Raw genomic sequence first — 24,399 nt, forward strand, 5'->3', positions numbered from 1 at the left:
TTGTATATACAATTTGTGTTCTTTCGTCAACCAAACTTAAAATACATGGTGCTTATGGGTTTTAGGTGAGCAGCTTACGCAAAACAGCCTTAAGATTGCCTGTCGGAATGAGATTTAGCGAAGTGATTTTGTCACTTCGCTAAATCTCTTTTATTCGTCATTATAGTTCATTTATTCGTTGCGAAAGTTCTCTAAATTTCAGGTCAAGATCTGTGTACGCTTTATCTTTTGGTGTGATAAAGCTAAGTTTCCCTAACACTTCTTGTCTTTCTGTTTCAAGTTTTAAACGCAACTCATCCTGATTATCTCTTTTTGGTGATACTTCTTTCAAAATCTTTTGTATGTGATTGTTCGAAATGACGAGTTTACTGCTCATCGTTTTTTCTAGAAAGTATCGATCATGTGAAACGACTAACAGCGTCCCATTGTACTGTGCTAATGTATTTTCTAGCTGTTCACGTGAAGGTAAGTCGAGATGATTTGTTGGCTCATCTAATATAAGGATATCTTTTTCTTCTAGTATATAGGCCATCAATTTGCACTTAACACGTTCACCCATACTCATGTTCTTAATGGTTTCTGTCCATTGAGATGCCGTAAATCCTAAATGCTTCATTAAATTTTGAACTTTTCCTCTCGCTTCGAATGTTTCTTTATAAAATAGTTGCTCTGGTGTTTGTTCAAGTGGTAAATCAAACACTTCTTGCGTTAAATAACCAATATTTGCAGAAGGTGAAACCCATACTTCACCTTCTGCTGTTTCTAGTCCAAGAATTACTTTCAATAAAGTCGTCTTTCCACTCCCATTCGGGCCAACTATTGAAATTTTTTCGCCATGCTGAATCGTAAAATTGACGTTTTTAAAAATGGTTCGTCCGTCAAATGCCTTTGTTACATTCTTAACTTCTAAAAACCGTTTTCCTACCTTATTATTTGATTCCATTGAAAAATGCACAGTATATTCTGGCTCAACAGGTTCAACTTTTGCTTTTTCAAGCTCTTTTTCAAGACGCTTTCGTTTTGATTTTACTTGTGCATCCATACGCTTTGCTTTTACGCGATAGTATTCTTTAATTCCTTCCTTTTTCGTTGATTGTGCATGAGCTTTTTTAGACCAAGAAGTGAGCTCATTCATTTGTGCTTCAATTCGTTCAACCATTTTTTGCTGTTTTTCATATTCACTTTGCTGAGTAAGTCTTTTCTGTTCACGAACTTTCATATAACTAGAATAATTACCTTTGTGTTCGATAATTTTTTTATCTTCAATCGACCAAATTTTTGTTGCAACAGTATCTAAAAAATATCGATCATGCGAAACAAAAATAATGGTGCCCTTATAATTCTTTATTTGTTCGTTAATCAGCTCTGTACTTTGGTCATCGAGATGATTTGTCGGTTCATCTAATAGTAAAAGATGTGCATCTTTTGAAAGACCTTTTGCAAGTCTTGCTTTCAATTTTTCTCCGCCACTTAATTGTGAAAAATCATGGGTTGGTACATGCCATTTCGCTAGTAACGTGTCTTCTAGAGGTGTCACCTCTTCGAAAGAATGTATCTCGGTTTCTTGTTCAACCATAACAGTTTCCAAGTTCTGTTGTAGCCATTGAATTTGTCCTTTTGCCGGTATCAAGTCATTGTTAATTAATTGCAGCAAGGTCGTTTTCCCCGCACCATTTTTGCCAATGATTCCGATGATATCCCCTTGTTGTACGCTAGCATTTACATCTTCAAAGACCGTTAGATTCATTATCTCAAAGCTGATGTTTCGTAATTTTAGTAGTTCTTTCATATAATCAATCCCTCTCTTTATAGGGAGAACAAAAAAATCCTCCCAATTAACTTGGAAGGATTAGCCGTATTTACACATTGCTCAAACAAGCTATTTAATTAAATAGCTTTACAGTTTATAGAAAATGGGCAGACTAATCCTAGTTTTTATTAGTTGAAATATGCTATTTCAATTTTTAAAAATAAGATTATATTTTCATCGTCCGCCGATCTTCCCTTCTATCAATAATTAAAGTCATTGTATCACATCTGCATGGAGAAGGAAAAGTGAGTATGCTTTCTAATTTCAGCCTATTTAGGTGTAGTTTACTTGAAAAAATTATCACCATTGGATATTCATTAACCCATCCATTTATCAATCCAAGAAAATTTTCTTTCTATAGAATGTCCGCTCGAGCTCTGTATGGAAAGAAAATGCCGACCACCATTGCTAGTGGTACCATACAGAATGCACAACTTTATTCCAGGTTTGTGGAATTGACGTTACTATAAAGTAAGCAAGGAGCAGCCGAAATTGTATCTTCGGCTGCCTTTTTTTTGAAGTATGTGTCCATTCTCTCGTAATCCAAAATCAAAAAAAGCTGTGTTTGGGTTGTAGGTGAGCAACGGACGCCCATCCGTCTCAAGATTGGCTGTAGAAAAAAAGAGTATGAAAGTGACGTTGTCACTTCCATACTCTGTTTTCGTTCTTTAGTTTATTGTGCTGTGGTTTTGCAGTCCAAACCGAACTGGATACCCGTGTCGAAACAGTGTGGGGGTAGATGATTCTAAATAATTTCCTCTTCATCTACCACTGTATCCATATAATTTTTTCCCCAGGAATACATCGATTCCAGTATCGGCATTAAAGTCACTCCATTTTCAGTAAGGGAATATTCTACTTTTGGAGGAACCACAGCATACACTTCCCGATGAACAATTTGATCAGCCTCTAATTCTCTTAACTGATTCGTCATCATTTTGGGCGTAATATTTGGAAGAAGTGCTTTTAATTCGCTAAACCTCTTCGTTCCCTCTTTACCCAAATACCAAATGATAATCATTTTCCATTTACCACCAATTATTGATAACGTTAATTCTTTTTCGCAATTAAAATCATCTATATTTCGTTTCATCAACATCACCATGTCCTTCCATAGTATCTTTTTAGATACTATATCACAAATAAGTGCGTACTTCCTTATATTGATTACATGGTTTACACTAATCCTTGTAGACAAAACAGAAGGAGTGAATCTTATTATGAACCGTTTTACAATTCCAAGAGAAGTCTTTTATGGTGATGGTGCTCTCGATCGATTAAAAACACTCGAAGGTAAGAAAGCTGCACTTGTAATCGGAGGAGGATCCGTAAAGAAAAACGGAAACCTTGAAAAAATAGAAGGACTCCTACTCGAGGCAGGCTTAGAAACGAAAGTCATTGAAGGATTTAATATAGAACCAACTGTACAAATGGTCCAAGATGGCGCAAAAGTTTTAAATGAGTTTGAGCCAGACTGGGTAATCGGTATTGGTGGGGGTTCCGTGATGGATGCGGCAAAAGCTATGTGGTTATTCCATGAGCATCCGGAATTAACATTTGAAGAGGCAGCTATACCTTTCACATTGCCTAAACTTCGCACAAAAGCCAAGTTTGCTGGGATTCCAACAACAAGTGGTAGTGGTGCGGAAGTATCAAATTTATCCGTAATCACTGATGAAAAGACTAAAATTAAGTATCCATTAGCTGATTTTGAATTGACTCCTGATATTGCGATCATTGATCCAGTGATGGTAGAAAGTATGCCTCCTAATATCACAGCGGATACAGGAATGGATGCATTTACGCATAGTATTGAAGCATATGTAGCTAAACCGCGTACTGTTTTCACTGATTCTCTAGCTATTGGAGCTGCTGAAATCGTTAAAGATAATCTTCTTGCTTCATATAATGGTGATCAAGAGGCTCGTAAAGAAATGCATAACGCACAAGCAATGGCTGGTATGGCTTTTGCCAATGCGGTACTAGGAAATGTACACAGCTTGGCTCACAAAAGTGGTCCTACTTTTGGTATTTCACACGGTCGTGCCAACGCGATTTATTTACCTTATGTCATTCAATTTAACCGTACAGTTGTAACAGAACGCTTTGCTAAGATTGCTACTAGACTTGGTTTAGAAGGCAAGACAAACGGTGAACTGGTTGATTCTTTAGTTGCCTATATACATCAGCTTAATGCTGATATGGGGATTCCAAAAACACTACAAGCATTCGGTGTGTCTGAAGAATTATTTAAAGAGCATGTAGATGTGATGGCTGCTAACGCCATGACGGATCCTTGTACTGGTACAAATCCTCGTGAAACTACAGAAGCGGAAATGAAAAATCTATTTGTAGCTGCATATTATGGTGAGGATGTTACTTTTTAAGTTGAAGCATTAAGAATTAGAAATAGACTTTATTAATTAAGCCATCATGTAGTGGATTGAATAATCCTCCACTTCATGATGGCTTTTTACTATATATGTCAATGATTTTTGTTTCCATATCGTACAAATAATCCAAGATGGCGCAAAAGTTTTAAATGATTTTGAGCCATACTGGGAAATCGATATTGGTTGAGGTTCCGTGATGGATGAGGCAAAAGCTATGTGGTTATTCCAGGAGCATCCGGAATTAACATTTGAATACTCTATGCGAATAGAAGTAAAGATTGTGAGATAACTCATAAATTAAATCTTATATGCTATCCTTACACAGTATAAGTGTTATTAAAAACCTATTTATAGGAGTGTAAAGAATGAAAAGATTTTATTATCTAGACTACTTACGAATTTATGCGACTATTGCTGTAATCACTATTCATGTATCAGCTTCCGCGGTCAGAGCTAATCCTTTTGAAACTGGTTTGTCAGGTTGGCTTAGCGGTAACTTTTATGAATCATTGGCACGTGCATCAGTTCCAATTTTTATCATGATCAGTGGAGCTCTTCTTTTAAATGACAGCCGTTCTCTTCCCTATAGTCAATTTTTGAAAAAGCGAATAAGTAAAATAGCGATACCCTTACTATCATGGAGTATTATTTATTATTTAGCAGGTTCTTACAGTAATGAATACGAATATTCAACCAAAAATTTTATTTATAAATTACTGACAGATGATATCATCTATCATTTATGGTTTATGTATACAATTATTGGGTTGTATTTAATTACACCATTAGTAAAAATTCTAATGCAACATTCAGCTAAAAGAGATGTCGAGTATTTTTTAGGGTTATGGATATTTGCTTCGGTTATATTAAAATTCATGGTGTATCTTGTTGATTTTAGTATAAAAATTGAGTTATTTTTTGTTACAAACTTTGTGGGATATTTTGTGTTGGGTTATTATTTATTAAAATACCAATTTTCTAAGAAAAACATTTTGTATTCCCAAATTTTACTGATTCTTGGATTATCGGGAACATTCTTTTTAACTTATTATGGAACGATTAAAAACCAAGGATCACTAGAACAGTACTGGTATGAGTATCACTCTATATCCGTCTTGCTTACTTCAGTGGGATTATTTACTTTATTTAAAGATATTGTGTTTAAATCAAAACAAGATATCAATGCCTTCCTAAATTGGTTTAGTCAATCAAGCTTTGGAATTTTCTTAGTTCATGTTTTGGTTCTCAACTATCTTTTACCCACTGTATTCGAAAAAATAAATATTCAATTTCATTCCATTATTGCGATACCAATGATTGTTATAGTAGTCCTAATTGTCAGTTCAATGATTACATATATCATTCAAAAGATACCTGTTTTAAGAAAAATGGTTCCTTAGTGCATTTGCCTAGGGAAATGAGAAAAACTAACACACTTTAGGCTGAATTACTCCCAATTCTTTTGGAGTAATTCAGCCTGATTTTTTTCGCAAATAAAAAGACTTCAATAAATTATCGAAAAACCCATTGTAGTAACACAAACCTACTAACATCGTTTCTGAATCTAACCTATTTCTTAATCCAATTCGTTTCTACCTTAACACCTGCATCTATTAATAAATTATAAACAGGACATCTTTTTTCTACTTCTTCTTTTAATTCCTCTATTCGAGAAAGATCTTCATTCGTACTTATAATAACGTCAAAATTCACATTTTGAAAATGTGGTGAAATCCCTTCGACCCCCATTAACCCTTGTAAGTCTAGTGTTCCATCATTTACAAAATCTACGCCTTGATAGGAAAAAGACTTTTCTTTTGAAATGATCCCAATCATAACGGAAGTACAACTAGACAACCCAGCCAATACATATTCAACAGGATTTGGTCCTTCATCAGTACCACCTAGACTTTTTGGTTCATCAACGATTAATGGTGAAAATTCTCTAATCGAAATTGACGTTTTCAAACCACTTTCCCATTTACCACTTGTGTTCACCTTTAATAATTGTTGAGTTGTCATGTAATCTCCCCTAATTCCTAGTTATTTGGTAGGCTTTATTTTAATCTAAATAATCAAAATTGTAAATCTATTTATCTCGTTACCTGTTTATGATCTATTCAGTATTCTTACTAAAGGTACTTTTTTACATCATCAACACCGCAGCGAATGGGCCGCTCTGAAGATGACATTTTTACATACAGGAAATGACCTGTTATAAACGCCAAAAATTGTTGTCTGACCCGGGATGGTATAGAAAATCACCAACACCGCAGCAAATGAGCCGCTCTGAAGATGGAGTAGTTTCATTTAGATGGAAATGAAACTATCATAAATAGTCTTAACTAGACCAATAACTTACAATGCCTGTTATCCCCCCCTTTTAATCGACATCCATATCGTTAGCAAATGAGCCATTCGGAAGTTGAATTCGTTCATTTATATAGGAAATGACCTGATATAAATGAAGCTTCACTAGATCAATACGTGCAAAGCCTGTTATTCTCCACCTTTTGTCCACAGTTCGAGCGGAAGTCCTAGAAGCCCCTTGCCTACCCATTCCCTTGCAATATTATTGGATGGGCCCATGGCGATTCCAGCTCGTGCATCACGGAAAAGACGTTCGATTGGACCTTTTTTGTATCCATAACCGCCGCTAACATCCATCGCAGTTCGTGTCGCTTTATTCGCTACTTCAGAAGCATGAACTTTGAATTCTGTCAGGGGTAAGGTTAACTCTCCTTGGTCTCTCCCTTCAGACTGTAAAATAATTAATTGTTCAGCGAGATCGATTTGCCAAGGTTTTGTACTCTCGATTAATATTTTAGCTTCTGCCAGTTGTTGTCTGATTACTTGATAATCTCCTATGCGATTGTCAAAGTCTCGGTGAACCGTTTTCGTCGCGTGCTCCGTTGCGAGTTGAAGTGCGTTTTCCGCTACACCTAACCAGGCAGATCCAAGTCCGATCAGGTAAATAGGTGATACGCCGTGTAGCAGAATATCCTTCCCACGTCCTTCTCCACCTAGAATATCGCGTTTAGGAATTAGTACATTATGGTAAGAAATTGGTCCACTATGATTGCCATGTACACCTAGGGCATCCCATATTTGCGCTTTAATACCTGGTAGCTTGCCGTCTACGATGAAAAAGCTAATATCCGTTGCATCTAAAGCATCCGGGCTACGTGTTTGAACGACATAGAAATCGGCTTGACCTGCACTTGTCGTGAACGATTTATCTGCATGTAAAATATAATCTTCTCCGCTACGCTTAGCTTGGCTGAAATTGTACCACCAATGTCCTCCAGATGCTTTTTCACTAGTAGAATATGTTCCAATCCAGCCTTTTTCAATCGGTTTTAGCCAGCGTTCCTTCTGGTCTTCACTTCCATAAAGGGTGATGGTTTGGATTGCCCCTACATGCATGACATAAACCAGTGCTGTTGACGCACATGCTTTACCGATTTCTTCTGCCACTATGGCAAACGCCACATGATCAAGGTCCAAGCCATTATATTTCTTAGGGACAAGAATATTTCCCCATCCATTTTTAACTAATGCCTCTAAGTTTTCTCTTGGGAAACGTCCTTCTACATCCGTAATGTCAGCGTTCGGCAATATGACTTCATTCACAATGCTTCGGATTTCTTTTCGAATCTCTTCGTAATAGTCTCTTGTACTTTTTAAATAGGTTGGTCGTTCCAATAAATCGATAGACATATGGATGCTACCTCCTGTGTTTTATTAATAAAGATTCTAAATTCAAACAGTCACGGATCGTTCAATGTGGTATTTCATTAATGTCTAATAAAGTTCGGAGTAACATGACGTTACTTCCCATTTTATTTGCCTGTATAGCGGCTCATTAAGCGCTTGTATCATAGACTACTAGCCTTACATATGTTAAAATATTTAGGTAAATTCATTATTCATCCACTGATAGGGTGTTAGTGATTACATATCTTTATTTTGGAGGTAAAAGTATTCCAGTACTTTTGCCTCTCTTTTTTATGTGCACATTTCTAGACCAGCACTTTTCTTGGAATGGCAGGTTGATCAGCTCCCTCAAAACGTTTATCGATTAAACGTGTAAGACTCACTACATCACTTGCCAATGCTTCAAGTCGCTCAAGAATTTCGTAACTGCTTATTTCTTTATTAGTAAAGTGTTCATTATGAATATACACACTGCCCGGGACTACATGCGCTTTGAAGTAACCTGCAAGAGGTTTAAACTGATGTTCTAGCGCCAAATAATGATGATACGTTCCTCCTGTTGCAATGAAGCCAACTACCTTCCCTCTTAAAGCGTCATTTGGTATTAAATCAAAGACATTTTTTAAAGCACCTGTATAAGTCCCTCGGTAAATGGGCGAACCAATAATATAGCCATCAGCGCTTGATAGTTGATCAATTAAATGTTTGGTATCTCCTTCATAAAGTGCAGGGTCCCTACCATCACAAAAGCCTACTGATAGGTCCTTTAAATGGAGATGGATGGTTTCAATCTCCGGGTTATTGTACTTAGCAAAATCAAGGGCTTTGTCAACAGCATTAAATGTCTTAGATGAAGATGATAAACTTCCAGTTAGTCCTATAATTTTCATACGCTCACCACTTCCTTTTGTAATTGTGCTTCTTTTTTCTTCACTAGCGGTATCACTTTTTCACCGAAATCCTTAATATCTTTTTCATAATGAAGGAAACCTGTCAGGATAAGGTCAACGCCTAACTTCTTCAGCTCAATGATGCGATCTGCCACTTGTTCAGCCGTACCAATTAACCCCGTTTTAAAACCGTCATTATACTGGACCAGATCTTCAAATGTGGAATTTGACCACATGCCATCTTTTTCCTTTGATGAAGCTCCAGCTTGTTTCACCGCATCCCCAAAACCTTTCACAGCTTCCACGTCAGCGTTTGACACAATATCGCGCAACACCGCAATTGCTTCTTCTTCCGTATCGCGCACAATAACAAATCCATTGACGGCATACTGGAGTGTTCGGCCTTCTATTTTAGCTAACTCTTTCACTTCTTCAATTTGCTTTTTAAAGCCTTCCGTTGTATTGCCATTCATGAAGTACCAATCTGAAACTCTAGCAGCCATTTCTTTTGCCGCTCTCGAATTGCCTCCTTGGAAAATAGGTGGCGTTGGCTTTTGAACGGGCTTGGGTTTTAGTGGGGCCCCATTAATTCGATAAAAGTCACCTTTAAAATTGGCTTCTTCCTCTGTCCACAGTCCCCTTAGAACTCTAATGAATTCTTCTGAACGACGATATCTCTCATCATGCTCAAGCCAAGGCTCTCCATATCCCGTAAACTCTCCCTTGAACCAGCCACTAACTACATTGACTGCCGCCCTCCCATTACTAATATGATCTAATGTTGCCATCATTTTTGCATATACACCTGGATGCCATAGCCCTGGATGCACCGCTGAAATTAGGTTAATTTTTTTCGTTACACTGGCAAGTGCCGCAGCTAATGTTGCCGCTTCAAGTTGATACTCCGCTCCATAACTTGCAAAGAATCGTGTTTGCAAAAGGGCATAGTCAAAGCCCGCATCTTCTGCTGCTAGCACATATCTTTTATTGGCTTCAAATGACCAATCGGTTGCTTGAGGTAATTTAGAGACAACTAGACCTCCACTTACATTTGGAACCCAATACGCATATTTTAATTCACTCATGTTTAACTTCCTCCTCAGGGATTTTCCTGACATGGACGTAAATACGCTAAACTGTTAAAATAGTAAAGCGATCTAAGCCCTCCTCAGGGTTTATCGTTTGGTTACAAGGGATGAAAGTACTGTCATACTTTCATCTCTTTTTTTATTGCCCATCACCTCCTTAAAGTACTTCCTCAAGACTAAAGAAAATTGTAGAAATACAAAAAACCCCTCTTTCATAAGAAAGAGAGGCACAGTATGTATTAAGTTCAAAACCCCTCTTCATAAGACAGAGAGATGCCGAATTCACTAAATACAAAGTCCTCTCTTATCTTTCAAAACGTATACGTTTTGTAGGATTTGGCACCATCTTATTCGAAAATAAGTGGTTGCCGAGCTTCAACGGGCCAGTCCCTCAGCTACTCTTGATAAGAGATACTTTATTAAATTTTCAAGTTTGTTTTCGTTAATATCAAACAATACTGCATCTTCAGAATAATGTCAATTGTTTTTTGGGATTTTTTTGAACTCTTATTCCACGATAAAAATTGAATGATGGAAGTGAATTATAGTACTAATTGCGTCAAATTATGCTTAACATAATAAAAATAATTACTACTGAAATTGCAGCTTATCCTGTGACTAGCAGGAGAGAAGCGAACGTAGGAGTGCCTGTATAGGAAAAACCGGCAAGTGCACCCGGTCCTCTAAGAAAGGACAGAAGATTAAGTATCAATTCGATACAGTATCAACTTTGATTTCCGCTACAGGCGGACGCGTTCCGCGGGCGGTCCGTGAGTCTCCTCGTCGCAAGCTCCTGCGGGGTCTCACCAGACTCGCTTTTCCCGCTGGAGTCGCCGCCTTTCACTACAATCATTTATCTATTTTAAAATAAATAAAAAAAGCGATCTATCTTTTAAAATGAAAATAACCACACCCATATTTAGTGGACTATTCTTTATATGCAATCTATTACTAAAAAAAGATAGATCATTGAATAAAATTCACTTCCACTGAGGAAAATTACTTTTCTGAAAAAGGTAATTAAAAATTCGAATTAATCGAATTACCGATAGTCAAATCAAAAATAAATTTCGTTTTAGCATGTTAGTTTACATATACTAAAAACACCATGAACACTGGGTACTTGGCACATCAATTTCATATACTTTCTAATCTTTAAAAAAAGACGAGCGTGGTAATTGCTCGTCTTTCTTAAGTTCCTTTTATCAAACTACTTCCTAAAGCTTTTTCGATAAATAAGCTTACCAATTCTGGATCAAATAGAATACCCGCATTTTTTTGCAATTCTTCTATTGCAGCTTCAGTTGACAGAGTACTGCTATACGTCCTTTCACTCGTCATGGCATCATAAGCTTCAACAATGGCTATGATTCTTGACTCAAACGGTATTTCTTTCCCTTTCAAGCCTCTTGGATAGCCTTTCCCATCCCATCTTTCATGATGGTATAAAACATAACCCGCCATATTCGGCATATCATTTAAGGTACTTAATATTCGATGACCAATTTCTGAATGGCGCTTAATTTCTTTCCACTCACCGTCAGTAAGTTTGCCGGGCTTATTGAGTATAAGTTCATCTATAGCTATTTTACCTATATCGTGCAGCAATCCAGCTGTTTTGAGTTCCTTAATTTTATACTTGGATAGTCCAAGTACTTGTCCCATGCTTTCGCATAGTTTTGAAACTCTTTGGGAGTGTTGTTCCTCCCCTTTATTTTTTTCATGAAAAGCATTAATGACCATATCAACTGTATTACCCCTATTACTTGGGCTTTCAAAAAGTTTAATCGTATACATATGTTTGTCTGCTTTTTGGAATACTTCTTGTATTTTATCTTCTTTATTCTTCTTTGTTTCATAACCAAATGAAATAGAAATATCAATTGAGCCTACTTTTTCTAGTGAAGCCAGTTTCAAGATACGTTTGATAATGATCTGCGCTTCAAAAGCATCCGTTTTAGGTAACAGAATAACAAATTCATCCCCGCCTATTCTGGAAATAATATCATCAGCCCTGCAACCTTGTTTAATTATTTCTGCAGTTTTTTTCAACAATTCATCACCCATGACATGTCCAAAGAAATCATTGATTAGCTTTAAACCATTTAGATCACCAATTATGATAGTCAACGGCAAGTTTCTCGGCGTATCCAGTCTCTTTAACTCTGCTTCATAATATCTTCTGTTATATAAGCCTGTTAATTGATCATGGTAGCTAAGATATGAAATCTCTTCGTTTTGAAAGGCTAGCTCTTTATTCGCATTGATTAACTCTATGGCTCGTTTATCTTTCTCTTTATTTTGAAAGGCAAGCTCTTTATTTGCAATGACTAACTCGGCTGCACGTTTATCTTTCTCTTTGTTTTGAAAGGCCAGTTCTTTATTCGCAATAATTAATTCTGCTGCTCGCGCTGCCTTCTCTTCGTTCTGAAAGGCAAGCTCTTTATTTGCAATAATTAATTCTGCAGCTCTCTTATCTTTCTCTGTATTTTGAAAGGCAAGCTCTTTATTCGCAATGACTAACTCAGCTGCAAGGTCTGCTTTTACTTCGGTTTGAAAGGCTAGCTCTTTATTGTCAATGATTAACCCTTCTTTTTCTTCCGTTTTAAAGTAAAAATCATCGTCCATATAGCACTACACTCCCATTTTTTTCTTGGATTTCATTGCTTTTCAGCATCTGTAGGCACAAGCCATAAGTTCATTATTTTTTGCGACTTTAAAATTGCAGGACTAATTTGGCTTAGCCGCAATATCTATTATCTGCGACGTCTGATATTGGAATGTGGAGCGAGCCCTAACGTTGAAACTTATGAACATATTAATTCTATTACCAGCAAAATTGATTTACAAACATGTCTTAATGACCTTTTTTCATAAGCTTAAATCCTACTGTTTTTAATATAAACTTAAAATTTAATTCAGTTTACATACGAATTTAACTTTCTAATTTCACTAATCATACTAAACATTCAATATATTAAATATAACATATATTAGTATATTGGCACTACTTTAAAAGATGCTCATAAATACCTAATATTCTCATTAAACACACAATCAAAAAGGCTGAACCGAATTCGGTCCAGCCTTAGTTTATTATTTTTGAAAGGGCACCTATTTATCGACGATATCTTTCTCTTCCTCAGTTTCCGGTCTTTTTGGCTTTTTAATGAAGAAGGTTAGCAGTAATGCAATTGCTGCAATAAACGTTGATATGAAGAAGGTGTAATTGATTCCTTCCATCATTGAATTCTTCATAATACTAGAAGGGTCTGCCCCGCTTATAGCTAAGTCTTTTGCAACAGCAGTCGTACGCGTATTCATGACTGTGATGAGCAGTGCAGATCCGATAGCACCTGAAACTTGCTGTAGCGTATTGTTCATAGCTGTCCCATGTGGATAAGCTTTTATTGGCAACGTATTCAAGCCATTCGTCATGACCGGCATCATTACCATTGAAATTCCTAACATGCGAATTGTATAAATGGCCATGATTTGTAGATACGTCGTTTCCGTACTTAAATCACTGAAGAAATAGGTAGAAATTACTATAATCGACATCCCCGAAATCGCGAGTATTTTGGCCCCGTATTTATCGAACAACTTACCAGTGACTGGTGACATAAAGCCCATTAAAAGTGCTCCTGGAAGCATCAGTAAACCTGAATCTACTGGTGATATCCCTTTAATCGTCTGCACATATATTGGCATAATAATCATGCCAGAAAACATCGAAATAGATACTGCGATTGAAATAGCGGATGACAAAGCAAACATTGGATATTTGTAAATCCGAAATTCGAGTAATGGATCTTTCAATTTAAATTGGCGGAAAATGAATGTTACTAGCGACACCACACCAATAGTTATTGTCCCTAATACATATAGGTCACTCCATCCATTTTGCCCGGCAGCACTAAACCCATAGAGAATCCCTCCAAAACCAAGACTTGAAAAAACTAGAGACATTTTATCCAATGTCAATTCTTTGTTTTGGAATGTTAAATTCTTTAATTTGAAAATCCCTAATGCTAGTGGGATCAAAGCAAGTGGAAGGATGACTAAAAACAAAACTCTCCATGAATAATGTTCAACAATATAGCCCGAAAGTGTCGGACCAATTGCTGGTGCAACAATCATCACAAGACCGAAAATTCCCATTGCTGAGCCACGTCGCTCTATAGGGAATGCTACTAAGATCACGTTCATCAAGAGCGGCATCATAAGTGCTGAACCAGATGCTTGAATCATTCTAGCTGCAAGAAGCACACCAAAAGTCGGAGCTAAACCAGCAATCAATGTACCTAGGACAAATAACGACATGGCCAAGATGAAAATGGCTCGGTTCGAATAGCGTTGAATAAAATAGGCACTAGCTGGTATTAATATGCCGTTCACGAGCATATATCCCGTTATGAGCCATTGTGCTGTGGCAGCTTCTATTTTTAAATCTGTCATAATAGAAGGCAATGCGATGTTCAATAAAGTCTGCGTAAATATCGTCACAAACGCCCCTGTAAATAAAATGGCTACAATGCCATAAGGTGGTTTCTTCTGTTCTGTCATTCTTGTATTCCTCCAACTATTTTTGTTATTCTTGTAATTTTTTTGTAAATGGCTATGTTAACTACTTTCTGGTGATTTTTTTAAGAAAAACAGGACAAGGTAGTTCAACAAATTATGAACGTATGATTTATTTTTCATTATCGTACATTTGCGCTGCCACACGTTCCGTATGAGCCAACAAGTATGAAAACCACATACTTGTTGGTCTCATTCTTCACGCTTCGGCCTATCTAAATATGGGTGCGGGTACTTTCCTTTTACAAGATAGGACGATTTTTTATTTTTATAACTTATATGGTTAACAATGTTGATTTTTAAACAAGTGAATGATTGTAGTGAAAGGCGGCGACTCCAGCGGGAAAAGTGAGTCCTGGTGAGACTCCACAGGAGCGAAATGGAACGAAGGCTAAGTATGCCACCTCGTGTGGCAATGCCTTCGTGACCAACATCCTGTTGGCCCGCGGAGGCTCGCGGACCGCCCGCGGAAAGCGTCCGCCTGTTTCTGTTTCTGCATCGCTTTGCTAGCTTCGAAACATGAAAGTGAGCTGCATCGCTACGCTAGCTTCGAAACATGAAAGTACGTTGCAACAGAAATCAGTAGATTTAAATAGAAGGCTGCTTATTCTTCAGGTTATAGTGTAATTGGTTTGACCACTTACTCTTTACTTAGTCCCTTTTTAAGCAAATTAACTTCGAGTGTATAGTTTTTTAAGGATTCATCGATGGACAAGTCTTTTGCGAATACTTGAATCAGATTTTGGATTGTGATGGCTTTCATGATTTTCAGAACATGAATCAGTTCCATTTCATCCGTGATATTCAATTTTTTGCGATCGACCAATGCCACAACCTCTGCCAATCGAGTATTTAATTGCTCCTCACTTACCCCAGGAGTCAATGTGTTTTCCGATTTATAATTCATATTCAAAAAGGCATTTCTGAAAAATTGGCGGGATTCTATGCTTTCCAAGTTAATCAGCATCATCTCGAAGGATTCAATAAATGTTTCCATTAAATCTCCATTATGTTTGATTAATATCGCAATAAATCTCTTATTTAGCCGTTTTGAGGAGTCATCAAGCAAATAGTAATATAGGTCCTCTTTATCTTCAAAATATTGATAAAAGCTTCCCCTCGGAATTCCAGCCTCTTTAATAATATTGGAAATGGAAGCTTCAAATAATGGAGCCCTTGAAAATTCCTTAATAGCTGCACGTATTAATGTTTCCTTTTTATCTATGGGTAATTTAATGAAGGTTGGTTTAGGCAATCTTTTCACTCCTATCTAGATTCAATGTGACACCCTGTCATATTTGGACAAGAATTCATTATATATGACAAGGTGTCACAATGCAAATAAAATGTGACACCTTGTCATACTTGAATTTTTCACCATAGAAAAAGAGAAAAGCCATTTGACTTTTCTCTTTTTATTATCGCTATTTTATAAGTTACATAAGGGTTCAATAAAAAGTGGTCAAAAACACTACAAAGTCTCGTTTACTTAACATTTAATATAAGAACAAGCTGTTGGTTCAAATAATCTGAGCTTTGTTGGAAATCTTGTTTATACCATTCAATCACCATTCCAAGAATAGCATTCGCTTGGTAAGCACTTAGTATTGCGATCTCGATTTCTTTTTCACCATTGTGTTCCAAATCTTTTTTTAACAATTCGTCAATCTGATCAAATAACAAGTAGTAATAGGATATAGGCGCATTTTTCGAGAATACAATACGGTAAAATTTCTTGTACTTTTCAATATGATGGAAAATGCGAATGGTGGCTGGATTTAACTCACTCGTAATTAAGATCCGCACATGTTTGTAAGGTTCTTGATAAGAAATTATTAAATCTTTCATGATTTCCTTGAAATATTCCTCAAACAGATTCTCTATTTGCCCATAATGCGCATAGAAGGTTCCCCGATTTACTTGTGCCATTTGACAAATTTCAGTCACGGTAATCGAATTTAGTGTCTTTTCTTTTAACAACATGAGCAAAGCTTCCTGTAAAGCCACTTTTGTTTTAACTACTCGCAAATCAATTTTCACTTTTATTTCACCTCTTAAACAACAGATTTTAAGATTCTGTACTTTATTGAACACTTTTCGTTTTTTTGATTATTGTAAGCGTTTTCATATTTGTATTATACTTTTTATTATACAACTGTTGAATAAAAAATAGGAGGTCGTAATCAATGAGATTAGAAGGCAAAGTAGCGATTATTACAGGAGCAGCATCAGGAATGGGCAAAGCAATTGCCGAAGAATATGCTAGTGAAGGTGCAAAAGTAGTAGTTTCAGATTTAAATTTAGAAGGAGCTAATGCCGTAGCTGAAGCAATTAATGCTACAGGTGCCGAGGCTTTTGCCATTCAAACTAACGTTACTTCATTAGACGATTTACAACATCTATTTGATGAAACGAAGAAAGCTTTTGGCAAGCTCGATATTCTAGTAAATAATGCAGGAATTATGGATGGGATGGAGCCTGTTGGGGACATTTCAGATGAGCGTTGGGATCTTGTGTTTGCCGTCAATACAACTGCTGTTATGCGGGCGATGCGTTTAGCTATTCCCATTTTCATTAAACAAGGGCACGGTGTAATTGTTAATAACATATCTGCTGGTGGTTTATATGGGGCTCGCGCAGGGGCTGCTTACACCGCATCTAAACATGCGGTAGTCGGTTTGACAAAAAACACTGCATTTATGTACGCAGATAAAAACATCCGTTGCAACGGCATTGCACCCGGAGCAGTTATTACGAACATCGCCAGCTCTATGACTAATATCAATCAGTTAGGCGCTTCAAGACAGTCTTTAGGAATGGCTTTAAATCCTCGTGCCGGACAGCCTGAAGAAATCGCGAAATTAGCCATCTTCTTAGGCTCGGACGAAGCAAGCTTTGTGAATGGTCAAGTTGTCGGCATTGATGGCGGATGGACAGCTTACTAATTTTCAGCTAATTATCGTTATTAAACACCTTCGAAATGAGAGAACATCCTCATTCTTGGAGGTGTTTAATTTTGAGAACGGAATGGAAAAAAATAGAAATCTTCCTTTTTATATAACTGAAAAAACCATTCCCCGCATGGCTCAACGCTATGCGGTGGATGGTTCTTTAAAATCACATACTTATTCAATTACTACATTTCCTTCTATTCGTACTAATTTAAAAGTATCTTTTACATGTATTGTAACTTGCCATCACATACAATCGTCTAAAAGTATAAAAGGAGGATTAATTTGGAAATATCAAATTCAAAAAACACTACAGTGAAATTCATGATCTTGGTGATCTTTTTTATTTCCCTTTTAAATTATTCACCTACTACTAGTTATGCTTGTTCATGTGTTGAGGCTAATTCTGTGAAAGATGAATTGGATCGTAGTTCGGCCGTTTTCTCTGGAGAAGTTATTGAAATTGTTGATAAAAATAAAAGTGCGTCCCTGCAATCTTCTAATGACCCCATTTCTGTTCTATTTGATGTGGATGAATCTTGGAAAGGTGTCAATCAAACACAAATTGTGGTTTATACGGAAAGAAGTGAAGCAAGTTGTGGCTATGAATTTAGTTTAAACAATGAATATTTAGTGTATGCACAAGAAATTGATGGCACCATTAAAGCGAGTTACTGTTCAAAAACTTCCCTTTTATCATTAGCTGAAGAGGATTTAATTGAATTAGGTATAGGAGAAAAACCTACTGAACAAGTATCCATCGACTTAGACGTTAATGAAGGTGATGAAGACTCAACAAATAATTATCTACTATATAGTACTTCACTAATCGTGGTATTGTTATTGGCTGTTGCTGTAGTCAATATCAAACGACTTAAGAAGAAGCCATAAGAAATTCAACAATGTACAACAATTAGGTAAAAAAGACTTCTATTTCTTTCGTTTCCCCATTTTTAATGAACTATCGAGCTAGTAAACCAAAATAAACCATCCCCACATAGCTCTACGCTGTGCTAGGGATGGTTTATTACATTCGCTAGGTTTTGTAAAATTACTTATCTTCTTGCCTACTCACTGACCACTTTTTCTTCCAAAACCAATACGCCATCAGTCATTTTATACACCTTGTCGCAATAACTAATTAGTCGTATATCATGTGTCACAACAATAGTAGTCGTATTTTTACTTTTTGTTTCTGTTTTTAGCAGTTCCATCACTTCATATGCACGGTCCGAGTCGAGTGACGCAGTTGGCTCATCTGCAAGTAAAATGGACGGATTGCTGTAGAGCGCTTTTGCTATTGCAGCACGTTGACGTTCCCCGCCAGACAAATCGGCTGGGTACTTATGTCGAAGATCGCTGATTCCCAAGTTGTCGTAAAGTTGTTCGAGTTGTTCTTTAGTCATATTGTCTTTTTTCACTTTGTCGAGCAATTTCATTTGGTTATCTACCGTCAGGAATGGCACGAGATTAGCCGCTTGCAAAATGAAGCCAATTTCTTGCAGCCTGATTTTCGAGCGTTTTTTTTCACTTAACTTCGTGATATTTTGGTTATTAATAATAACCTCCCCATCAGTTGGAGTTTGTAGACCGCCCGCAATCGTCAGGAATGTACTTTTCCCTGAACCAGATGGACCAATAACTGCAATTAGTTCGCCTTTTTCAGCTTGAAATTGTGTTTCTTTCATTGCATCTACTTTTTTGTGGCCAGTACCAAATGACTTCGTGACTTGATTCAATTCTAAAGTAGCCATGATTTATCCCCCAATCGCTTTCAACGGATCGATTTTCACTATGGTCCATACAGAAAACACAGCGCCCATTATAGCTACGGCAATCAACACAAGACCATAAATTATTAAAGCGGTAATATCAAAGGATACCGGTACCGCTGCTGGTAGGAATGCTCCTGTAATGAGTGCCAATGCAAACCCTACTGCTACACCAATGACTGCCAAAATAAAGGTTTGGGCAATAACTGATCGTGATAAGTAGCCGTTCGAGATTCCCTGTGCTTTCATGACACCAAACATGCTGATTTTTTGTACCGTTAATACATACAAGAAAATAGCTACAATGACAGATGAAATAACAAATAAGAAATAGATCATGAATGACAAGGTTAAACTTTGCTCCGTGTATCCAGGCAAGCTAGTAATGAACTCTTCCATTTCTACCACTTCAAGCGATTCACTATTTGTTACATTCGATAGATTATCTGTCCGTAACACGACACCATTAATCTGATCTTCATTCTCGCCTGCCGCTTCACCAAACTTCACTCGTTGAAACGACGCTAAGTCTCCATATAGCACTGGAGCCGCATTAAATCTTGCACCTTCCGTAAATCCAACGATTGTCAGCGTTTCCTCTGTTGAAGATAATTTCAACTCGTCTCCAAGTTTAAAGCCGTCATCTTTCAAGGCATCACTTGCAACGACTTCATTGTCAGCTGCAAACTCTTCACCTTCCGACACTTCCGGCATAATGAATTCTTCTTTTTTAATACCGAAAATGGATACATTGGCTTTCTTATCTCCATTTGTAGCAATGGCATTCAGTTGCCCAATGACTGCGATATCATCTGCTTCAATATCGTCTAAATCTCCTAGTGTCATAGACGACTGAGGCATACTCTTATCAGCTTCTTCCGTTACCACGATAGCTGTCGCATCCCATTTGTCTACAGCTTCTCGGTTGAGGTTCTCTAGGCCACTTGCAAGACCCGACAGGAAGAATACCAAATACGAAACGAGCATCAGGACCCCCGTAATCAAGATAAAACGTAATTTATTTTTCATAATTTCATTCCACGCCAAAAACATCGTTTCACATCCCAGTCATTAATTATCGTAAATAATCGTATTTCTATTAGTATGTTAATAAATTATTAGAACTTCAAATGATTTGCCTGACGGATGTGTCGGAAATGAAGTCAAATCGTGTACGAAGATTTTATTTTCCTCTTTTTTACAATAAATGAAACTTTATTGGTGTTTTCTTAGTAAGTATATATTAGTTGAACATAGGACACCCCATTTGAAAATGTATTAAGGTGGTGAAATTTGATGGGCTTTTGGAAGCTGTTTTTCTCTTTTATAATCACATATACATTAAGCAATTTAACGTTTCTACATATGGAGTTCTTCCACTACAAAATTTTTAGTGAACTCACTGTGATAAACTTAGCCAAATTATTAATTGAATTATTTATATTTGCATGTATTTACATGACTGTTTATTTCTTATTTGAACATGCTCCCAAATGGGTCATGCGTTATAAATATGATTTAGCTGAGAAAGAGCGTTTAAAACAATAGAAATAGACTTTAATCACGACGGTTTGTGATTTTTAAAAGAGATAATTAGGAGGATTTCAATGATAGTGCGTAACTTAAAAAAACTCTATATAGCTATTGGGATTTTTATTTTGGTGATGATATTGAACTTTCCTTTTCCGCATGTGAAACCTTTTGCTGAAGCTAACTTTGGGATCATGAATATTTCAATCAGTTCTTCAAGTGGTTTGCACTATTTAGGCATTTTTTCGCTGGTATTATTGATTATCGGCATTTATTTCCTCGCTACTTCGTTAGAGAAGTATCGAGTTCGCCTCGTTATTCTTGCGTTAGTCGTTTATAGTTTATTGCCTCTTGTGATTGTCGAATCTTATCAAACTACCTTTGCTTCGGGCATATATGCCGTTAAATATGAGCAGGATTCTAGTAATTGCGAATTTGATAGGGTGGATGACAAGACGATGGCAGGTGTTTGTGAACTAACCTTTAGAAATTATAGTAATGACGATGTACATTTTGATGTTACGTTTTATAATAAAGAGGATTTTGAATCGGATTCAATGATTTCACTCATGAATGAAGGCTCTCCATATAAGGTTTCATTATCAGGAAAAGAAACAAGAACAGTACATTTTAATACCGAAATTGACATTTCCAACCTGAATGCATATACAAACGGCATCTTTTCATTAGTAAATATTCAAATTAGACAAGGGAAGAAGGTTAGATACTTATAGAAAGGTATCTTCTTTTAATTCATCGAAATGGTCTTGCCAAGGTTGTTACTTTGTGAGCGAACTCAATAAAAGCCACTTAGTGGTACTCTCTTAATAAGATCTAGACAGGAGTGATCTATTGTTTGAAGCAATGAAAATACGCCACTTATTTGGGTTAACACTATTATTACTGATTATATTTGGTATTGGAGGAATCTTTCTTCCATATACAGAGGATTTCGTTGGCGCAGCCTTTTCATTGATTTTGTATATAGCGGCACCTGTTGTATTCTTTCGTTATCATTTCCGCAAACAAGGTCGGTCGGTGCGTGAAGTAGTATTCACACAAAGGTCAATGGCATGGCTTCCGTGGTTACTAGGAATTGTCGGGATATCAATCGTATTTTCACTTAGTATGTTTTGGTTACAATTGATAGCCTTATACCCTATCTTTCCTGGGTTTGTTGAATTTCTCTTACAGCCGTTTCCGATGCCTGAAAACCCAATATACTTGATAGTATCCATACTTATTATCGCTATTATAGGTCCCATTTCAGAGGAATTTATTTTTCGTGGAGTTTTATTAAAACGTTTGATGAAGAAGACGTCTATGTGGGGCGGGATCGTCATTTCCAGTTTACTTTTCGGCATTTTGCACGCAGATATTATCGGTGCTTTCGTATTCGGTGTCGTCGCTTCCCTCTTATATTTGAAGACTAGTAATTTATTGATTCCGATCATCATGCATATCCTCAATAATTCAACAGCTGTCATATGGATGTATGTAGCACCAACTTGGCCACAGTGGGTCGTTTACCAAAGCTCCGAACTATACGCAAATGCATGGCCAAATATGATTATGCTTGTGGTTAGTTCCATTTTAATGACATGGGTAGTCGTGCGCTTAGCTAGGGGATTGAGACGTAAGATACATGTAGATGAAATTAGTTTCTAATTACGAAGATTCAGAAGAGGTTACAATGATAAATAAAAAAGAGAAGCCCGAACTAAAAGGTTGAATGATGAACTAGGTGCTCTGGGCTCAGAAGTATTCTGTACTTAAAGAATATACAATTGAACAAAGGAAAAAGTCTTTCAAACATTTCTAAGATTGAATACTACTAAAATGCGAAATTAATAAGAAGATCTATATAAGTTATAGCACTTATCTTGAATACGCTGTATTTCTTGGTATTTATTTAATAAGATATCTAGTTCTTGACTGCAATTTACTACATGAGGATTTGTTAAGTCATGTTGTTTGGCTTTACTGTACATTTCCCTCTTCTTTATATTTATTTTCCCTAGCAATACAAGCTTAGTTAACACTATTATCATCGTTTAACTTTCCTCCAATGTTAAGTTTATTTTGATTTTTTTATAGTTTAAAAACTATATTCATATCATATAATAGATGTGATGTGAAAAATGTCGAAGCTTGACTCAAAACTAAATGTTAATAAATTTGTCACATTTATGAGATATAATTAGATATATATTACATACAAGCAGGAAGATAAATGATGAATATTCGCCAAGGTGACTAACCGGGAATTGGAAAGAAATTTGAGATGATTACTAATCATAAAGACAAAGTGGTGATAATTATTCATGATGATGGACGTCGTGAAGTACATCACTACAAGGATGACGACTATGAAGAAAGTATTTCAAGTGTGACATTTAATGATTCAGAGGCACGGCAAATTGCCGGTATTCTTGGTGGGATGGTATATAAATCAATAGCACTTGAAACAAATTCAAGACCGAGGTAGCACAATAAAAACAAAACAACAATACATCCTAATAATTCTATTGTGAACGTTCTTTTTGCTGCCTTTTTTGGAATCATTTTAGCCATTTCAATCTTGAAGATATTAATACCATAGATGCTGAAATTGCCATTCGTAATGGCAAAAGAGGATGTTTAATGGTTCATTTCGTTAAACAATATAATGCTCAACATGGTGAACCAGGGGCCAACCCCCCATCAAAGTAAATGACGTTTTAGCTTTACTAAATTCCAGATTTCCAAATGAAATGAACCTCTAATTTCAAACGTGCGTAAAGAATTTCTGGAGTTATTTATAAAATTTAGAATAAATAAAGTTATTGATTCAATTCGAGAGGAGAATGCTTAGAATGGATGAAATAAAATCTCTCTTAGTATTATGGCAAAGCAAAACAAATTTGCTTTATTATCATGTTGGTACGCTTTTTTTTTATGGCGAAGTGTACACATTTCAGTACACTCATCATCAAGATGCGCATCGTAATGTTGGTGAAGCGAGAAGAAATGGTTATCGATTACATCCCGCTTTTCCTGAGTTGGAGATTGAATACACGTCCACTAATTTATTTTCAGCATTTGATCGACGCATTCCCTCTTCGGATCGAGTTGATTTTAAAGAAATCATAAAAAATCTAGGCCTTTCAGAACAGGCAGACCTTATGGATATCTTACGAGAAACGCGAGGTATGTTAGCGGGTGATAATTATAGTTTTGAACAACCTATTCGACTTTATGAAGATCGGCATTTAAAGACAGGTTTTTATATAAATGGCATGCGTCATCGAGAACTTCCATCTACTTGGCCATTATTAATACAAAAAGATAAAAACTTACGCTTTATTATAGAAGAAAAAAATCACAAAGACCCTCATGCTATACGAATTGAAAATGAAAGTGGCCTTCACCTAGGCTATGTTCCAGGCGTTTATGCAGAGGCAATTAAATCTTTAATTCAACAAAACATACTTTTGAGAATATCCATTACCGACATTCGTCCCCAATCCGCTCCTCAGTGGTGGGTTAGTTTATCAATTAAAGCAGATTTAATTGATGATCAAATCGATTTTGTTAACAAAACACAATTGAACGGATTGATACAGAACTCTGCATAATGTAAATTTTAATAATCCCACTATCTCAATTTAGATAGTGGGATTATTTT

The 24,399-nt window shown here is 36.5% G+C and carries 22 protein-coding genes, 1 pseudogene and 1 riboswitch; of the genes and pseudogenes, 10 read left to right on the plus strand and 13 right to left on the minus strand.

Annotated features, from left to right (window positions below; all coding sequences use genetic code 11):
- Positions 1-160: 160 nt before the first annotated feature.
- Complete coding sequence (abc-f, locus tag E2636_RS16970) at positions 161-1,789, minus strand: ribosomal protection-like ABC-F family protein (protein WP_134211378.1); 1,629 nt, start codon at positions 1,787-1,789, stop codon at positions 161-163.
- A gap of 766 nt (positions 1,790-2,555) precedes the next feature.
- On the minus strand, positions 2,556-2,903 hold the full coding sequence (locus E2636_RS16975; RefSeq protein WP_134211380.1) for a winged helix-turn-helix transcriptional regulator: 348 nt from the start codon (positions 2,901-2,903) through the stop codon (positions 2,556-2,558).
- A 127-nt stretch (positions 2,904-3,030) separates the two neighbouring features.
- Here E2636_RS16975 and E2636_RS16980 point away from each other — a divergent pair, with 127 nt between their 5' ends.
- Both E2636_RS16980 and E2636_RS16990 read left to right on the plus strand, forming a co-directional pair.
- Positions 3,031-4,197, plus strand: a complete 1,167-nt coding sequence (locus E2636_RS16980; protein WP_134211382.1) for an iron-containing alcohol dehydrogenase — start codon at positions 3,031-3,033, stop codon at positions 4,195-4,197.
- A 371-nt stretch (positions 4,198-4,568) separates the two neighbouring features.
- Positions 4,569-5,603, plus strand: a complete 1,035-nt coding sequence (locus E2636_RS16990) for an acyltransferase (RefSeq protein WP_134211384.1) — start codon at positions 4,569-4,571, stop codon at positions 5,601-5,603.
- Positions 5,604-5,772: 169 nt separating this feature from the next.
- Here the strand turns inward: E2636_RS16990 and E2636_RS16995 are convergent, their stop codons facing one another.
- The 8 genes from E2636_RS16995 to E2636_RS17030 all read right to left on the minus strand — a co-directional run bounded on the left by E2636_RS16995 (position 5,773) and on the right by E2636_RS17030 (position 16,519).
- Positions 5,773-6,225 (minus strand): OsmC family protein, encoded by a 453-nt coding sequence (locus E2636_RS16995; RefSeq protein WP_134211386.1) that lies wholly within the window; start codon positions 6,223-6,225, stop codon positions 5,773-5,775.
- A 477-nt stretch (positions 6,226-6,702) separates the two neighbouring features.
- Positions 6,703-7,923, minus strand: a complete 1,221-nt coding sequence (locus tag E2636_RS17000; RefSeq protein WP_017380493.1) for an acyl-CoA dehydrogenase family protein — start codon at positions 7,921-7,923, stop codon at positions 6,703-6,705.
- Between the two features lie 302 nt (positions 7,924-8,225).
- Positions 8,226-8,810 carry an NADPH-dependent FMN reductase gene (locus E2636_RS17005; RefSeq protein WP_134211388.1) on the minus strand — a complete coding sequence of 195 codons (585 nt, stop codon included), beginning with the start codon at positions 8,808-8,810 and terminating at the stop codon, positions 8,226-8,228.
- Entirely contained in the window at positions 8,807-9,895 is a 1,089-nt protein-coding gene (sfnG, locus tag E2636_RS17010) for a dimethylsulfone monooxygenase SfnG (RefSeq protein WP_134211390.1), read from the minus strand. Before sfnG ends, E2636_RS17005 begins: the two co-directional genes overlap by 4 nt.
- Positions 9,896-10,199: 304 nt before the next feature.
- A riboswitch (SAM riboswitch) is annotated at positions 10,200-10,309 on the minus strand.
- 780 nt (positions 10,310-11,089) lie between these two features.
- Positions 11,090-12,526: a diguanylate cyclase gene (locus E2636_RS17015; RefSeq protein ID WP_134211392.1), complete on the minus strand. Its 1,437-nt coding sequence runs from the start codon at positions 12,524-12,526 to the stop codon at positions 11,090-11,092.
- A 486-nt stretch (positions 12,527-13,012) separates the two neighbouring features.
- Positions 13,013-14,464: an MDR family MFS transporter gene (locus tag E2636_RS17020; RefSeq protein ID WP_134211394.1), complete on the minus strand. Its 1,452-nt coding sequence runs from the start codon at positions 14,462-14,464 to the stop codon at positions 13,013-13,015.
- 655 nt (positions 14,465-15,119) lie between these two features.
- Complete coding sequence (locus E2636_RS17025; protein WP_134211396.1) at positions 15,120-15,734, minus strand: TetR/AcrR family transcriptional regulator; 615 nt, start codon at positions 15,732-15,734, stop codon at positions 15,120-15,122.
- A 230-nt stretch (positions 15,735-15,964) separates the two neighbouring features.
- Positions 15,965-16,519 carry a TetR/AcrR family transcriptional regulator gene (locus tag E2636_RS17030; RefSeq protein WP_243840692.1) on the minus strand — a complete coding sequence of 185 codons (555 nt, stop codon included), beginning with the start codon at positions 16,517-16,519 and terminating at the stop codon, positions 15,965-15,967.
- A gap of 146 nt (positions 16,520-16,665) precedes the next feature.
- Here E2636_RS17030 and E2636_RS17035 point away from each other — a divergent pair, with 146 nt between their 5' ends.
- The 3 genes from E2636_RS17035 to E2636_RS17040 all read left to right on the plus strand — a co-directional run bounded on the left by E2636_RS17035 (position 16,666) and on the right by E2636_RS17040 (position 18,321).
- Complete coding sequence (locus E2636_RS17035) at positions 16,666-17,424, plus strand: SDR family oxidoreductase (RefSeq protein WP_134211398.1); 759 nt, start codon at positions 16,666-16,668, stop codon at positions 17,422-17,424.
- A gap of 82 nt (positions 17,425-17,506) precedes the next feature.
- Positions 17,507-17,749, plus strand: coding sequence for a hypothetical protein (locus E2636_RS19150; protein ID WP_166669569.1), 243 nt, complete (start codon positions 17,507-17,509; stop codon positions 17,747-17,749).
- 5 nt (positions 17,750-17,754) lie between these two features.
- On the plus strand, positions 17,755-18,321 hold the full coding sequence (locus E2636_RS17040; RefSeq protein ID WP_279587129.1) for a hypothetical protein: 567 nt from the start codon (positions 17,755-17,757) through the stop codon (positions 18,319-18,321).
- A 176-nt stretch (positions 18,322-18,497) separates the two neighbouring features.
- Here E2636_RS17040 and E2636_RS17045 read toward each other — a convergent pair whose 3' ends face one another.
- The gene (locus tag E2636_RS17045) at positions 18,498-19,184 is read right to left on the minus strand and encodes an ABC transporter ATP-binding protein (RefSeq protein ID WP_134211403.1); all 687 of its coding nucleotides are present in this window, start codon (positions 19,182-19,184) and stop codon (positions 18,498-18,500) included.
- A gap of 3 nt (positions 19,185-19,187) precedes the next feature.
- The gene (locus E2636_RS17050; protein WP_134211405.1) at positions 19,188-20,255 is read right to left on the minus strand and encodes an ABC transporter permease; all 1,068 of its coding nucleotides are present in this window, start codon (positions 20,253-20,255) and stop codon (positions 19,188-19,190) included.
- A gap of 243 nt (positions 20,256-20,498) precedes the next feature.
- On the opposite strand from E2636_RS17050, the gene E2636_RS17055 reads away from it, so the two are divergent.
- The 3 genes from E2636_RS17055 (at position 20,499) to E2636_RS17065 (ending at position 22,400) form a co-directional block, all read left to right on the plus strand.
- Positions 20,499-20,750: a hypothetical protein gene (locus tag E2636_RS17055; RefSeq protein ID WP_134211407.1), complete on the plus strand. Its 252-nt coding sequence runs from the start codon at positions 20,499-20,501 to the stop codon at positions 20,748-20,750.
- Between the two features lie 59 nt (positions 20,751-20,809).
- A complete protein-coding gene (locus tag E2636_RS17060) occupies positions 20,810-21,466 on the plus strand; it encodes a hypothetical protein (RefSeq protein WP_134211409.1) in 657 nt (218 codons plus the stop codon).
- A 130-nt stretch (positions 21,467-21,596) separates the two neighbouring features.
- A complete protein-coding gene (locus E2636_RS17065) occupies positions 21,597-22,400 on the plus strand; it encodes a CPBP family intramembrane glutamic endopeptidase (protein WP_134211854.1) in 804 nt (267 codons plus the stop codon).
- Positions 22,401-22,579: 179 nt separating this feature from the next.
- Here E2636_RS17065 and E2636_RS17070 read toward each other — a convergent pair whose 3' ends face one another.
- Positions 22,580-22,783: an aspartyl-phosphate phosphatase Spo0E family protein gene (locus E2636_RS17070; RefSeq protein WP_134211411.1), complete on the minus strand. Its 204-nt coding sequence runs from the start codon at positions 22,781-22,783 to the stop codon at positions 22,580-22,582.
- A gap of 233 nt (positions 22,784-23,016) precedes the next feature.
- Here E2636_RS17070 and E2636_RS17075 point away from each other — a divergent pair.
- Both E2636_RS17075 and E2636_RS17080 read left to right on the plus strand, forming a co-directional pair.
- Positions 23,017-23,202, plus strand: a pseudogene (locus tag E2636_RS17075) (potassium:proton antiporter); the annotation flags it as partial.
- Between the two features lie 385 nt (positions 23,203-23,587).
- Positions 23,588-24,349, plus strand: coding sequence for an HIRAN domain-containing protein (locus tag E2636_RS17080; protein ID WP_166669570.1), 762 nt, complete (start codon positions 23,588-23,590; stop codon positions 24,347-24,349).
- Positions 24,350-24,399 lie beyond the last annotated feature (50 nt).

Origin of the sequence: Paenisporosarcina antarctica, assembly GCF_004367585.1 — a bacterium.
Lineage (GTDB): Bacteria > Bacillota > Bacilli > Bacillales_A > Planococcaceae > Paenisporosarcina > Paenisporosarcina antarctica.